Raw genomic sequence first — 12,568 nt, 5'->3', positions numbered from 1 at the left:
ATGAGCAGCAAGCCCGAGGCCGATTGGCTCAACCTGCTGATCGGCCTGCTGCAGGGCGCTCAACTCCAGCTGCTGCGCATGCTCGACGCGCTCGGCCTCGTGCGCCATGTGCACGGCCAACCGGCGTGGCCGTGGGCGCACCGGCTGTCGGGCGAGAACCTGCTGATCGACCTGGGGCAGGCGCGCAGCCTCGCGTGGACGCTGGCGTGTGTCGGCGTTGCCTTGCTGCTGCTGTCGGTCGCGTTGCTCTGGCGGCGCCCGCGCTGGTACCTGCTCGCGCTGGTGCCGATGCTGCTGATCGCTGCGCCCTGGCCCCACGCGAACGTCGTGCTCGTGCCTGCGACGCCGGCGAGCTTCCACGCGTCACCGACCGGCTTCACGGCCACATCGATCGCGCAAGGCCGCGTGCTCTACGCGCAGCACTGCGTGAGCTGCCACGGCACCGACGGCAAAGGCGAAGGGCCGCTGGCCGCCTCGCTCGCCGTGTGGCCGCCGAACCTCACGGGCCCGCTGCTGTGGCGCCGCGCCGATGGCGACCTGCTCTGGCGTGTGCTTCATGGCACCGCCGCCATGCCCGGCTTCGGCGGCGCGCTCGACGCGGCCGATGCCTGGGCGCTCATCGACTACATGAAGGCGCAGGGCGCGGGCCAGAGCCTGCGCGCGCTGGGCCACTGGCCGCAGCCGGTCGGCCTGCCCGACATGGCGGTGCGCTGCGGCGCGCAGGCGCCCCAGTCGCTCGCGCACTGGCGCGGGCAGCGCGTGCGCGTCGTGGCGGGCGCGGTCGCGCCCAGCGAAGACCCGCGCCTGGTGACGGTGCAGCTGCTGCCGCCCGGGGCGAGGGCCGCAGGCGTCACTGCCGATTGCGTGGCCGATTCACCGGCCGCGTGGGAGGCGCTGGCGCTCATCGCGGGCACCGAGCAACTCGCGGGCATGCAGCTCATCGGCGACCGCGATGGCTGGCTGCGCGTGCGCGGCCTGCCGGGGCAGGCCGGCTGGTCCGACGACGACCTGCTGTGCCGCAGCGACAGCCCGCCGGCCATCTCGGCGAAAGGCGCCGTGCTGCCACCCGATGGCCTGGGCGCGCTCATCGCCCGCATGGACGCCGAGCCGGTGCGCTTCGTCAAGGGCGGCTTCATCCACTGATTTCTTTTTCACTGCTTCTACGGAGAACGAACCCATGACCTCGCACCTCGACCGATCGCGCCGCCAGCTGCTTGCCGGCGGCCTTGCCGCTGCCACGACCGCCACCTTGCCCACCTTCGTCCGCGCGCAAGGCCGCCCGGTGCTCAAGGCCGGCGACCAGAAGGGCGGGCTGCGCGCGTTGCTCGAAGCGGCGGGCGGGCTCGAAGGCCTGGGCTACGACATCCAGTGGTCGGAGTTCCCGGCCGCCGCGCCGCTGGCCGAGGCGCTCAACGCGGGCGCGGTCGATTCGGGCCCGATCGGCGATGCGCCGCTGATCTTCGCGCTTGCGGCCGGCACGCGCGTCAAGGCCATCGGCGCGAACCGCTCCGACGCCTACGGCACGGCGGTGCTGGTGCGGCCCGATTCGCCGCTCAAGAGCGCGGCCGAACTCAAGGGCAAGAGCGTCGCCACCAACCGCGGCTCCATCGGCCACTACGTCACGCTCAAGGCGATCACGGCGGCGGGCCTGAAGCCCGAGGACGTGAACATCCGTTTTCTTGCACCGGCCGATGCCAAGCTCGCACTCACGCAAGGCTCGGTCGATGCCTGGGCCACCTGGGAGCCCTACACCGCGCTGGCCGAGATCAGCCGCCATGCGCGCGTGCTGGTCAGCGGACGCGGCCTGCTGCCGGGGCTGAGCTACCTCGCCGCGACCGACGCCGCCATTGCCGCCAAGCGGCCGGTGCTGCAGGACTTTCTGCAGCGCGTGGTGAAGGCGCAGCGCTGGTCGTACCGCAATGTCGATGCGTTTTCGGCCACGCTGGCACGCATCATCGGCATTCCGCCCGAGGCGGCGAAGCTGCAGTTCGAACGCCGCCAGCAGCAGTGGGTGGCCATCGATGCACAGGTCATCGCCGACCAGCAGGGCACGGCCGATTTCTACCGGCAGGTGGGGCTCATCAAGCAGCCGCTTGATGTGAAGGGCACGTTCGACACGGGCTTCGGTGCCACGGCCTAGGGTCGTCGCTCGAGCGCCTGCACGCGGAAGTCCTGCGGCGCGATGCCGTAGGCACGGCGAAAGGCGCGGCTGAAATCCGAGGCGCTGCGAAAGCCCGCGCTGTAGGCGATGTCGGTCACCATCACATGCGGGTAGCGGGCCAGGTCGCTTGCCGCCTGGCGCAGCCGCAGGCTGCGGATGTAGCTGCCCAGCCCGCCCTCGTGCTGGAACATGCGGTACAGCGTGGGGCGCGGCAGCTGCAGCGCGGCCAGCACGCTCTCGGGCGTGAGGTCGGCGCGGTGCAGGTGCGTCTGCACATGGCGGCGCACCTGGTCGAACATGGCGGCGCGTGCCGCCGCGCGCGCGTTGCCGTCGAAGCCGGCCTGCTTGCCGAAGGCCGACACCACGAGCTGCGCGCCCGTGCGCACCGCGCTCTGGGCGGCCGCTGGCGTCATGCCGCCGATGTCGCGCGCCAGCGAGATCGCGTGCCCCGCCGCCAGCCGCGCCAGCGGCGTGGTGCAGGTGAGCATGCGCCCATGGATGGCCTCGGGGTCGGGGAAGCTTTCCTGCACCAGCGTGCCGGGCACGAAGAAGGTGTGGACCCGGCAGTCGTGGCGCCGCATGCGCACCGGCTGGTTCATGTCGAGCGCGAGGATCGTGGGCGTCCCGGCGGGGGCGGGCGGCGGTTCGCCCTTGCGGCGTGCACCGGGTGTGGCGCGCACCCGCAGGTCGTCGACGCCGCCTTCCTCGAACACATGGAACACGAAGTCGCGCACGCTGTCGGTCGACACGCGGGCCAACGAACGCTCCAGCACCAGCGTGTCGGAGCGGCATTCGGTGAAGACCAGGCCGCCCACGTCGTAGCGGTCGATCGCGGCACTGAAGGGGCGCTCGAGTGCGTCGCGCGTGGGCAGCGCGTCCATCACATGGCCGACGCGCGCACGCCAGGCCAGGAACTGCCGGTCGGGCGGCTCTGCGTGCACGTCGAAATGGCTGTGCGCCACGCCCGAGGGAGAGAGGGGGCGTTCGGGAGCCGTGGCGGCGCTGTGTGTCATGGGCGGGGTCGGGGCGGCGCCGGTGGCAGGGCGGGCCGTTTCCGCCAAATAGTACTAACTAAGCGTTAAAAAATCACAGATTTCGCGGAATTCTCCCAAGAACTGAGACGGATGGTCAAGGCTGTTTACAAAGCGCCCTCAGGCTCGCAGCAGGCGTCCTGCATGGCAATTTCATTGCACAGGGACACCGGGTTTACTTTTCTCCCAGCGTTGATCGACCGAGCGAGCATTGACATGTCCAAAGGAAGCGCCGAGCTGCGTGCCATTTCGGAACTGGACGACGCACCGCCCCTGAGCCCGGCCGTGGCCGCGAATGCCGCGGCGCGGCTCTTTGCCCAGGCCAACCAGCTGGAGCTGGCCAACCTGATGGCGGCGGTCGAGCGCGGCGACGTGTGGGCGGCTGCGCGCACGGCGCGGCAGATTCTGTGCGACATCGAGGAGGCGGCCCTGGCGGCGCACGGGCTCGACAGGGCGCAGGAAGAGGCCGGCGACGAGGGCTTGCTCTCGCCGCGCGAACTCAAGGTGCTGGAGCTTGTGGCCCAGGGCTGGAGCAACCGGCGCGTGGCCGAGGCGCTGCACCGCTCCGACAGCACGGTCGCCAGCCAGATCAAGAGCATCTACCGCAAGCTGTCGGTCCATTCGCGCACGCAGGCCGTGCACGAGGCCACGCGGCGCGGGCTGCTGCGCCCCTCGGGCGCGACGCAGCGCCGGGTGATCAGCTTCCCGGGGTCCGGGCCCGCGCGCGGCTGAGTTCAGGCGACCTTGCGCGTGCGTGGCCTGGGCGTGCCGCCGGCCGCCGGCAGCTGTTCGCGCAGGTAGGCCAGGAAGGTGCGCACCACCTCGGGCAGCGTGCGGTCGGCCAGCGTCTGCAGCTCGACCGAGCGCCCGCGCATGCCGGGCTCGCGGATCTCGGCCGCCACCAGCTCGCCGCGCTGCACGCGGTCGCGCACCGTGATCTCGCCCGTGATGGCCAGTCCGCCGCCCTGCAGCACGAAGTTGGCGAGCGCCTCGAAACGGTTGCTCACCAGCACGGGCTCGAACACGAGGCCGCGGTTGCTGCAGCCGACGTCGAACAGCTGGCGCACCGTGTTCTCGGGGCTGCCCAGCGCGATGGGGAAGGGGTGCATCTGCGCCAACGTCACGCTGCGCGACTTCGCCAGCGCATGATCGGGCCGCATGATCGCGAACACCGACGCCGGCTGGCGATGCTCGACCCGGATGCCGCGCACCGCCGCGCGGCTGTAGGTCAGGCCGATGTCCGCTTCGCCGAGCAGCACGGCATCGCTCACCTGCGTCGGGCCGGTGGCATCGAGCCGGAAGCGCACGCCCGGGTACTGTTCGCGGAATGCCGCGATGGTGCGCGGCAGGAACTCGTTGGCGAAGCCCGAGGAACAGGCGATGCGCACCCGCCCGCTCAGCGGCCCCTGCAGCGCCTGGATGTCCGACAGCACGCGCTCGGCCTCCAGCGCGCCGCGCAGGGCGTGCGCCGCCAGCAGTTCGCCCGCGGCGCTGGGCACCATGCCGCGTGGGCGGCGCTCGAACAGCGGCGCGCCCACCAGCGTTTCGAGCGCGGCCACCTGGCGGCTGATGGCCGAGATGCTGACGTTCAGCCGCGCGGCCGCCTCGGTGAGCGAGCCTGTGCGGGCCACTTCGAGGAAGTAGCGCAGCGAGGTTTCCTGGAGGCGGCGGCTGGGCATGGGGTGACGTGAGGTTTGCAAGGAATGCAAAGGTAGCTCAAGAAAATAGCAATTGTTGAAAAGGTGCCCGCTTTCTATGCTGCGCAGATCCCCGGTTCTCCGTCCTGCTCCCTTCTGCGCTGCCATCCATGCCCAACCTTTCCCCTCGTTCTTCCCGCCGCCTGTTGGCGCTGCTCCCCACGGCCGTCCTGCTGCTGGGCCACGGCCTCGCGCAGTCGGCCGAACTCTCGCCGGCCCTGGCCGAGCGCCATGCGCAGGGCACCTACCGCGAGTACTTCGAACTGCTGGCCCTGCCCAACGACGCCACCGTGCCGGAAGACATCCGAAAGAACGTCGACTGGCTGGAGCAGGCCTTCCGCAAGCGCGGCTTCACGACGAAGCAGCTGCCCAACAGCGGCAAGCCGATGCTCTACGCCGAGTTCCCGGGCAGCGACCCCGCGCGCAAGACGGTGCTCTTCTACATGCACCTCGATGGCCAGCCGGTCATTCCCGCACAGTGGGCGCAAAAGAGCCCGTGGACGCCCGTGCTCAAGCGCAGGACCGACAAGGGCGAGTGGGAAGAGATCGATGCGGCCCCGCTCTTCAGCGGCCCGCTGGACCCCGAGTGGCGCGTGTTCGGCCGGGCCTCGGCCGACGACAAGGGCCCGATCATGATGCTGCTGGCGGCCATCGACGCGCTGAAGGCCGGCGGCGGCCAGCCGGCGGTCAACGTGAAGGTGATCCTCGACAGCGAGGAAGAAAAGGGTTCGCCGTCCATCAGCCAGGTCATGCAGGCGCACCGCGAGCTGCTGCGCAGCGACGCCATCGTGATCCACGACGGCCCCATGCACGCCACCAACCGGCCCACGCTGGTGTTCGGCAACCGCGGCGCGGCCGATGCGCGGCTCACCGTGTACGGCGCCAAGGTGCCGCTGCACAGTGGGCACTACGGCAACTACGCGCCCAACCCGGCGCAGCGCCTGGCCAGCCTGCTGGCCACGATGAAGGACGACACCGGCCGTGTGACCGTGCCCGGCTACTACGACCGCGTGAAGATCGGCGAGGCCGAGCGCAAGATCATGGCCGCCGTGCCCGACGACGAGGCCGCGCTCAAGCGCCGCCTGGGCATCGCGCGCACCGACCGGGTCGGCGCCAACTACCAGGAGGCGATGCAGTACCCCTCGCTGAACGTGCGCGGCATGGCCTCGGCGGCCGTGGGCGACAAGGTGGCGAACATCGTCCCCGACAAGGCCGAGGCCGAGATGGACCTGCGCACCACGCCCGACTCCGACGCGCCCTACCTGGGCAAGTTGATCGAGGCGCACATCGTCAAGCAGGGCTACCACCTTGTGAAGGGCGCGCCGACCGACGAGGAGCGCGCCCGCTACGACAAGCTCGCCAGCTTCAGCTACCGCAGCGAGGGCGCCGACGCGGCGGGCTCGCCGATCAACTCACCCATCGGCCAGTGGGCCTACAAGGCCCTGACCGACACCTTCGGCACCACGCCCGAGCCGGTGCGCATCCGCATGATGGGCGGCACCGTGCCGACGGCGGAAATCGTGCGCGTGCTGCAGGTGCCCTTTGCGATCATTCCGCTGGTGAACGCCGACAACAACCAGCACGCGGCGAACGAGAACCTGCGCATGGGCAACTACGTGACCGGCGTGCAGACGGTCTACGCGCTGATGACGCACGGGTTCTGAGCCCCCGAACGGGGCGGGTGCTCGTCAGGCCCCCTTGCCGGGCTTCTGCGCCTGCTCGCATTCCACCTGGATCAGTTCGCGCTGGTCCAGCGTCGCGCCGAAGCGCACCGCACTGAGGCAGCCGCCCCACACGCAGCCGGTGTCGGTCGAGAGCAGGTCGGGCCGCGAGAGCCAGCCCAGCGTCGACCAGTGGCCGAAGGCGACCGTGGCCGCGGCCGTCTTGCGGCCCGGCACGTCGAACCACGGCAGGTAGCCCTCGGGGCCTGGAATGGCGCCGTCCTTGCTCTCGAACTCCATCACGCCCTCGGGCGTGCAGTAACGCAGGCGCGTGAGCGCGTTGACGATCACGCGCAGCCGCGCGTGGCCCGTGAGCGCGTCGTCCCAGTGGTCGGGCGTGTTGCCGTACATCTCGTGCAGGAAGTCGCCCAGCGCGGGCCCGCGCAGCACCGACTCGACCTCCGACGCCAGCGCCAGCGTGTCGCCCACCGTCCACTGCGGCAGCACGCCGGCATGCACCATGAGCAGGTCGCCGCCGCCGACCTGCATGTGCAGCGCCATGTGCTGCTGGCGCAGCCAGTCGAGCATCGCCTCGCTGTCGGGCGCGGCCAGCAGGTCGGCCACGGTGTCCTTGCGGCCGCCCTTGCGCACGCCGTGCGCCACGCCCAGCAGGTGCAGGTCGTGGTTGCCCAGCAGGCTGCGCGCCGAGGTGCCGTAGCCCTGCAGGCGGCGCAGCACCGCGGCCGAATCGGGGCCCCGGTTGACCAGGTCGCCGAGCACCACGAGCGTGTCGCGGCTGGGAGAGAAATCGATCTTGTCGAGCAGCCGGCCCAGGGGGACATCGCAGCCCTGGACGTCGCCGATACAGTAAAGTGACATTCCCTCATTCTCTCCCCCCGTTCATGGATGTCTTCCTGCTGGCCTTGCTGACCACCCTCAATGCGGTGTTCGCAATGTCCGAAATGGCCCTTTCCACCAGCCGCCGCGCACGCCTCGCGGCCTTGGCCGAAACGGGGGACACCGGGGCGGAGGCCGCGCTGAAGCTGATGGAATCGCCCACGCAATTCCTCTCGACCGTGCAGATCGGCATCACCTCCATCGGCATGCTCAGCGGCATCGTGGGCGAGGCCGCCTTCGCGGCGCCGCTCGCCGTGTGGATGGAAGGCCTGGGCATGGGCGCCGGCACCTCCAGCATCGTGTCGACCGCGGTGGTGGTGACCTGCATCACCTTCTTCACCATCATCTTCGGCGAGCTGGTGCCCAAGCGCATCGGCCAGCTGTACCCCGAACCGGTGGCGCGCTTCGTGTCGCGTCCCATGCGCGGGCTGGCCAAGGGCGCCAAGCCCTTCGTGTGGCTGCTGGCCGGCGCCACCGCCACCACGCTGAAGCTGCTGCGCATCGACGCCAACGCCGCGCGCTCGGTCACTGAAGAAGAAATCTCGGCCAGCCTTGAAGAAGGCGTGGACGCCGGCGTGATCGAGCAGCACGAGCACCAGATGGTGCGCAATGTGTTCCACCTGGACGACCGCCGCCTGTCGTCGCTCATGATCCCGCGCGCCGACATCGAATGGCTCGACGCCTCCAACACCGTGGCGCAGGCGCTGCAGAAGGTGGCGGACGCCGCGGCGCTCAACCTCGTGCACTCGTGGTACCCCGTGTGCCGCAACTCGCTGGACGACGTGGTCGGCGTGATCAGCGTGGCGCACCTGCTGCGCCTGGGTTCCGCCCACAAGGGCGTGCTCGGCCAGGAGGCCACGCCCGCCGTGTTTGTGCCCGAGACGCTCACCGGCATGGAGCTGCTCGAGCAGTTCCGCACGCGCGCCGGCCGGCTGGTGTTCGTGGTCGACGAGTACGGCGTGGTGCAGGGCCTCATGACCCCGCGCGACCTGCTCGAGGCCATCACCGGCGAGCTGCAGCCCGGCATGCAGGCCGACGCCTGGGCCCACCAGCGCGCCGACGGCATGTGGGAGCTCGACGGCCTCATGCCCGTGTCGGAGCTGCGCGCGCGCCTGGGCATCCGCGAGCTGCCCGACGAAGAGCGCGGGCGCTACAACACCGTGGCCGGCCTGCTGATGTCCGTGTCGGGCCACCTGCCCGCCGTGGGCGAGCACATCGACTGCGCGGGCTGGTGCTTCGAGATCGTGGCGCTCGAAGGGCGCCGCATCGACCGCGTGCTGGCCTCGCCGGACCCGGCCGCGCCGCAAGAAGACTGAAGAGGAGGGCGCGGCCATGCTGTCGCTGCTTGCACTGAGTTGCCCCCAATGCTCGGCCCCGCTGCCGCGCGCGGCGCGCTGGCGCACCGTCAATTGCGGCTACTGCGGCGCCACCATCACGCGCGGCACCGAGACCGTCGAGCGCGAGAGCTTTCGCGCCGCCTGGCGACGCGCCAACGCGGCGCAGCTGTCGGACACCGGCCGGCTGCTGCAATGGCGCGGCGCGCACTACCGCGTGCTCGCGCCGCTGGGCCAGGGCGAACACAGCGAGGTGCTGCTGGCCGAACGGCTCGGCGCCGTGCCCGAGCGCGTGACGATCAAGCTCGCGCGTGAAGAGGCCGGCAACGCCGTGCTGGCGCGCGAGGCCGCCGTGCTGCAGGCGCTGCAAGCCCTGTCGGTGCCCGGCGCGGCCTACTTCACGCGGCGGCTGCCGCAGCCGCTGGGCCTGGGCGTGGCGCAAGGCCTGGGCGACGGCGAACGGCAGGCGCTGGTGCTGCGCCACCCGACCGGTTTCTGGGGCAGCCTGCAGGAGGTGCAGCAGGCCAATCCGCAAGGCATCGATGCGCGCCATGCCGTCTGGCTGTGGCGGCGCATGCTCGAGGTGCTGGCCTTCGTGCACGGCGCCGGCTGGACGCACCGCGCGCTCGCGCCCGCGCATGCGCTCGTGCATCCGCGCGACCACGGCGTGCTGCTCATCGGCTGGTCGCAGGCCAGGCAGGACGTGTCGGGCGGCGCCATCGGGCGCGACCTGATGGCGTCCGCGCGCAGCGTGCGCGCGCTGCTGTCCGACAGCGCCACCTCTGCGCCGCTGGCCGCCTTGCTGCGCGAGTGCAGCGACGACGCCGTGGCCTGCGAGCGCCTGGGTGCGCAGGGCATCGAGCAGGCGCTGTCGGTGGCCTCGCGCGAGGCCTTCGGGCCGCCGCGCTTCGTTCACTTCGACCCCGCGCCGGCCGGCTAGCCCCCAGCCTTTCACTTTTTCCTCACGAAGGAGCACGTCCATGGGTTACGGAAACTACTCGCACGCCGCCCACGCGGCCATCGTGGCCGACCGCGCCGCCAAGTCCGGCAGCGAGGTCTTCACGCAGACCGCCACGCACGCGCTCATGAACCCGCAGGGGCTCAAGGTGCGCGAGTCGCGCGACAACGCCGACCACCCGAACTCGCTGGGCATCGCCTTCGCGCTCGATGTCACCGGCTCGATGGGCGACATCCCGCAGACCCTCGCGCGACGCGAGCTGCCCACCTTCATGAAGCTGCTGACGGACTGCGGCGTGGCCGACCCCCAGCTGCTGTTCATGGCCATCGGCGACGCCACCTCCGACCAGGCGCCGCTGCAGGTGGGCCAGTTCGAATCGACCGCCAACCTCATGGACCAGTGGCTCACCTGGAGCTACCTCGAAGGCGGCGGTGGGGGCAGCGGCGAAGAAAGCTACGAGCTGGCCTTCTACGTCATGGCGCAGCACACCGACATGGACTGCTGGGTGAAGCGCAAGAAGCGCGGCTACCTGTTCGTCACCGGCGACGAGCTGCCGTACCCGGCCGTGTCGCGCCACCAGGTCGAAGGGCTCATCGGCGAGAAGCTCGACGAGGACATTCCGATCGAGGAGGTCATCGCCGCCGCGGCCGAGACCACGCACCTGTTCTTCCTGATCCCCGACGCGCAGCGCCGCCGCCGCTGCGAGCCGCGCTGGCGCGAGCTGCTGGGCGACCACGTGATCTGCATGGACTCGCCCGACGACGCCTGCGCCGTGGCCGCCGGCATCGTCGCGCTCACCGAGAAGGCCGTGCCCAGCCTCGACGCGCTGGCCGGCGTGATGAGCTCCACCGGCATGGCCAAGGAACGCGTGGGCGGCGTGCTGCACGCGCTGGACGGCTACGCCGCGCTGCTCGATCCGACCGCACCGCGCCGTGCCACGCCCGCCGCAGGCAATGGGGCGCGCAGCTCGTGGTGGAAGCGACTCTTCGGCTGACGGCCTGCCGTTGACTTCCACGCGCTACGTTTCGCTGCTCGGCCTCGGTTTCGGCGACTGCGGCAAGGGCCGCTTCACCGACTTCCTGTGCGGCGCCTGGGGCGCCCACACCGTGGTGCGCTTCAACGGCGGCGCACAGGCCGGCCACAACGTGGTGCTGGCCGACGGCCGCCACCACACCTTCTCGCAGTTCGGCGCGGGCAGCTTCCATGCCGGCGTCGCGACCGTGCTTGCGAGCCCGGTGGTGGTGCATCCGACGGCGTTGCGCGTCGAGGCCGAGGTGCTGCAGCGCGCGGGTGTGCCCGACGCCTTCGCGCGCCTGTTCGTCGATGCGCGCTGCCGCGTGACCACGCCGTTCCACCAGGCCGCCGGCCGATTGCGCGAATGGGCGCGGAGCACGGCCGCGCACGGCAGTTGCGGCGTCGGCGTGGGCGAGACCGTGCGGCAGGCGCTCGCTGCACCCGAAACGACGCTGCACTACGGCGACCTTGCGCACCCCGCGCGCACGCTCGACAAACTCGAAGCCTTGCGCCTCGCGCTGCACCGCGAGTTCGCGAGCATGCCGCCTTCGTCGGCCGACGCTGCGCAAGAGCTGGCCGTGCTCGCCGATGCCTCGCTCGCACAACGCTGGCTCGCTGCCGTGCAGCCCTGCCTGCGCCAGTCGCCGCCCGCGAGCGCCGACGCCATCGGCGAACGGCTGGCGCGCGCCGGCACCGTGCTGTTCGAGGGCGCGCAGGGCGTGCTGCTCGACGAATGGCGCGGCTTTCATCCGCACACCACCTGGAGCACTGTTTCCACCGCCGCTGTCGAGGCGGTGCTGCGCGACGTGGGCATCGCGTCGCCCGTTCAGCACCTGGGCGTGCTGCGCAGCCACCTCACGCGGCACGGCACCGGCCCGCTGCCCACGCACGACCGCGCGCTCGATGCGCAGCTGGCCGAGCCGCATAACGCCGACGACGGCTGGCAGGGCGCATTTCGCCGTGGCCACCCCGACGCGGTGCTGCTGCGCTACGCGCTCGCTGCCGCCGGGCCACTCGACGGGCTGCTCGCCAGCCACCTCGATGCGCTCGCGCACACGGACCTGCGCTGGTGCACCGGTTACCGCAGCGCCGACGGGCACACGCTGTCGTCGCTGCCCCTGAGCGATGCGACCGACCTGGACCACCAGCACGCGCTCACCCGCCTGCTGGAAGGCGCCCAACCTTTGTACGAATCGCAATCCGTCGCCCACGCCCCCGAGTGGGTGCGGCGCGTGGAAGCCCTCAGCGGCCTGCCCGTGCGCTTCGGCGCGTTCGGCCCGGTGCGCGAGGCCGTCCGCGCGCGCGACCTGCTGCGCTGACCTGATGAGAAAGCCCGCGTGACCCCCAACCTCTTCCTGATCGCCGGTGCCGTGCTGAGCGCCATTGCCGCGCTCTTGCACATCTGCGTCATCTTTGGCGGCCCGGCCTGGTACCGCTTCTTCGGCGCGGGCGAGCGGATGGCCGCGAGCGCCGAGGCCGGCCACCTGTACCCCGTGGCCGTCACGCTGGTCATCGCCGGCATGCTGGGCGTGTGGGCCGCCTACGCGCTGGCGGGCGCCGGCGTGCTGCAGCCACTGCCGCTGCAGGCGCTGGTGCTGCCTGCCATCACCGCCGTGTACCTGCTGCGCGGCCTTGTCGCTGTCGCGATGTGGCTGTTCGACCGGCGCCGTCTCAGCGCTTTCTGGGTGTGGAGCTCGCTCGTGTGCTTCGTGTACGGCGTGGTGCACCTCGTCGGGCTCGTGCAGGTCTGGGACACGCTCTGACGACCTGGCCGCCGCGGCACTCAAGCAGAATCAGAACCGACAAGCTTCTCTT

The 12,568-nt window shown here is 71.1% G+C and carries 12 protein-coding genes; 9 read left to right on the top strand and 3 right to left on the bottom strand.

Annotation, left to right across the window (positions count from 1 at the left end; genetic code table 11):
* Both AC1RL8_RS17575 and AC1RL8_RS17570 read left to right on the top strand, forming a co-directional pair.
* Complete coding sequence (locus AC1RL8_RS17575) at window positions 1-1,143, top strand: c-type cytochrome (RefSeq protein ID WP_492686018.1); 1,143 nt, start codon at window positions 1-3, stop codon at window positions 1,141-1,143.
* A gap of 34 nt (window positions 1,144-1,177) precedes the next feature.
* Entirely contained in the window at window positions 1,178-2,140 is a 963-nt protein-coding gene (locus AC1RL8_RS17570) for an ABC transporter substrate-binding protein (RefSeq protein WP_492686019.1), read from the top strand.
* Here AC1RL8_RS17570 and AC1RL8_RS17565 read toward each other — a convergent pair.
* On the bottom strand, window positions 2,137-3,174 hold the full coding sequence (locus AC1RL8_RS17565) for an AraC family transcriptional regulator (protein ID WP_492686020.1): 1,038 nt from the start codon (window positions 3,172-3,174) through the stop codon (window positions 2,137-2,139). The genes AC1RL8_RS17570 and AC1RL8_RS17565 overlap by 4 nt on opposite strands.
* A 234-nt stretch (window positions 3,175-3,408) precedes the next feature.
* On the opposite strand from AC1RL8_RS17565, the gene AC1RL8_RS17560 reads away from it, so the two are divergent.
* Window positions 3,409-3,924, top strand: coding sequence for a response regulator transcription factor (locus tag AC1RL8_RS17560; protein ID WP_492686021.1), 516 nt, complete (start codon window positions 3,409-3,411; stop codon window positions 3,922-3,924).
* A 2-nt stretch (window positions 3,925-3,926) separates the two neighbouring features.
* Here AC1RL8_RS17560 and AC1RL8_RS17555 read toward each other — a convergent pair whose 3' ends face one another.
* Window positions 3,927-4,871 carry a LysR family transcriptional regulator gene (locus AC1RL8_RS17555; RefSeq protein WP_492686022.1) on the bottom strand — a complete coding sequence of 315 codons (945 nt, stop codon included), beginning with the start codon at window positions 4,869-4,871 and terminating at the stop codon, window positions 3,927-3,929.
* Window positions 4,872-4,999: 128 nt separating this feature from the next.
* Here AC1RL8_RS17555 and AC1RL8_RS17550 point away from each other — a divergent pair, with 128 nt between their 5' ends.
* Window positions 5,000-6,553, top strand: a complete 1,554-nt coding sequence (locus AC1RL8_RS17550; protein WP_492686023.1) for a M20/M25/M40 family metallo-hydrolase — start codon at window positions 5,000-5,002, stop codon at window positions 6,551-6,553.
* Between the two features lie 24 nt (window positions 6,554-6,577).
* Here AC1RL8_RS17550 and AC1RL8_RS17545 read toward each other — a convergent pair whose 3' ends face one another.
* Window positions 6,578-7,429 carry a symmetrical bis(5'-nucleosyl)-tetraphosphatase gene (locus tag AC1RL8_RS17545; RefSeq protein ID WP_492686024.1) on the bottom strand — a complete coding sequence of 284 codons (852 nt, stop codon included), beginning with the start codon at window positions 7,427-7,429 and terminating at the stop codon, window positions 6,578-6,580.
* 23 nt (window positions 7,430-7,452) lie between these two features.
* Between AC1RL8_RS17545 and AC1RL8_RS17540 the strand changes: the two genes are divergently transcribed.
* From AC1RL8_RS17540 to AC1RL8_RS17520, 5 genes are read left to right on the top strand one after another with little or no spacing between them, the layout of a single operon-like run.
* A complete protein-coding gene (locus tag AC1RL8_RS17540) occupies window positions 7,453-8,763 on the top strand; it encodes a hemolysin family protein (RefSeq protein WP_492686025.1) in 1,311 nt (436 codons plus the stop codon).
* A gap of 16 nt (window positions 8,764-8,779) precedes the next feature.
* Complete coding sequence (locus AC1RL8_RS17535) at window positions 8,780-9,721, top strand: protein kinase family protein (RefSeq protein ID WP_492686026.1); 942 nt, start codon at window positions 8,780-8,782, stop codon at window positions 9,719-9,721.
* Window positions 9,722-9,761: 40 nt separating this feature from the next.
* Window positions 9,762-10,733: a VWA domain-containing protein gene (locus AC1RL8_RS17530; RefSeq protein WP_492686027.1), complete on the top strand. Its 972-nt coding sequence runs from the start codon at window positions 9,762-9,764 to the stop codon at window positions 10,731-10,733.
* 10 nt (window positions 10,734-10,743) lie between these two features.
* Entirely contained in the window at window positions 10,744-12,072 is a 1,329-nt protein-coding gene (locus AC1RL8_RS17525) for an adenylosuccinate synthetase (RefSeq protein WP_492686028.1), read from the top strand.
* An 18-nt stretch (window positions 12,073-12,090) separates the two neighbouring features.
* The gene (locus AC1RL8_RS17520) at window positions 12,091-12,516 is read left to right on the top strand and encodes a hypothetical protein (RefSeq protein ID WP_095946794.1); all 426 of its coding nucleotides are present in this window, start codon (window positions 12,091-12,093) and stop codon (window positions 12,514-12,516) included.
* Window positions 12,517-12,568 lie beyond the last annotated feature (52 nt).

It is taken from the genome of Variovorax sp. GW822-FHT04E09 (genome assembly GCF_058800845.1).
This window is presented reverse-complemented; position numbering and strand designations above follow the sequence as displayed.

Bases quoted from the DNA above. Each gene is read 5' to 3' on its own strand.
- AC1RL8_RS17575 (WP_492686018.1), top strand. From the start codon at position 1: ATGAGCAGCAAGCCCGAGGCCGATTGGCTCAACCTGCTGATCGGCCTG.
- AC1RL8_RS17570 (WP_492686019.1), top strand. From the start codon at position 1,178: ATGACCTCGCACCTCGACCGATCGCGCCGCCAGCTGCTTGCCGGCGGC.
- AC1RL8_RS17565 (WP_492686020.1), bottom strand. From the start codon at position 3,174: ATGACACACAGCGCCGCCACGGCTCCCGAACGCCCCCTCTCTCCCTCG.
- AC1RL8_RS17560 (WP_492686021.1), top strand. From the start codon at position 3,409: ATGTCCAAAGGAAGCGCCGAGCTGCGTGCCATTTCGGAACTGGACGAC.
- AC1RL8_RS17555 (WP_492686022.1), bottom strand. From the start codon at position 4,871: ATGCCCAGCCGCCGCCTCCAGGAAACCTCGCTGCGCTACTTCCTCGAA.
- AC1RL8_RS17550 (WP_492686023.1), top strand. From the start codon at position 5,000: ATGCCCAACCTTTCCCCTCGTTCTTCCCGCCGCCTGTTGGCGCTGCTC.
- AC1RL8_RS17545 (WP_492686024.1), bottom strand. From the start codon at position 7,429: ATGTCACTTTACTGTATCGGCGACGTCCAGGGCTGCGATGTCCCCCTG.
- AC1RL8_RS17540 (WP_492686025.1), top strand. From the start codon at position 7,453: ATGGATGTCTTCCTGCTGGCCTTGCTGACCACCCTCAATGCGGTGTTC.
- AC1RL8_RS17535 (WP_492686026.1), top strand. From the start codon at position 8,780: ATGCTGTCGCTGCTTGCACTGAGTTGCCCCCAATGCTCGGCCCCGCTG.
- AC1RL8_RS17530 (WP_492686027.1), top strand. From the start codon at position 9,762: ATGGGTTACGGAAACTACTCGCACGCCGCCCACGCGGCCATCGTGGCC.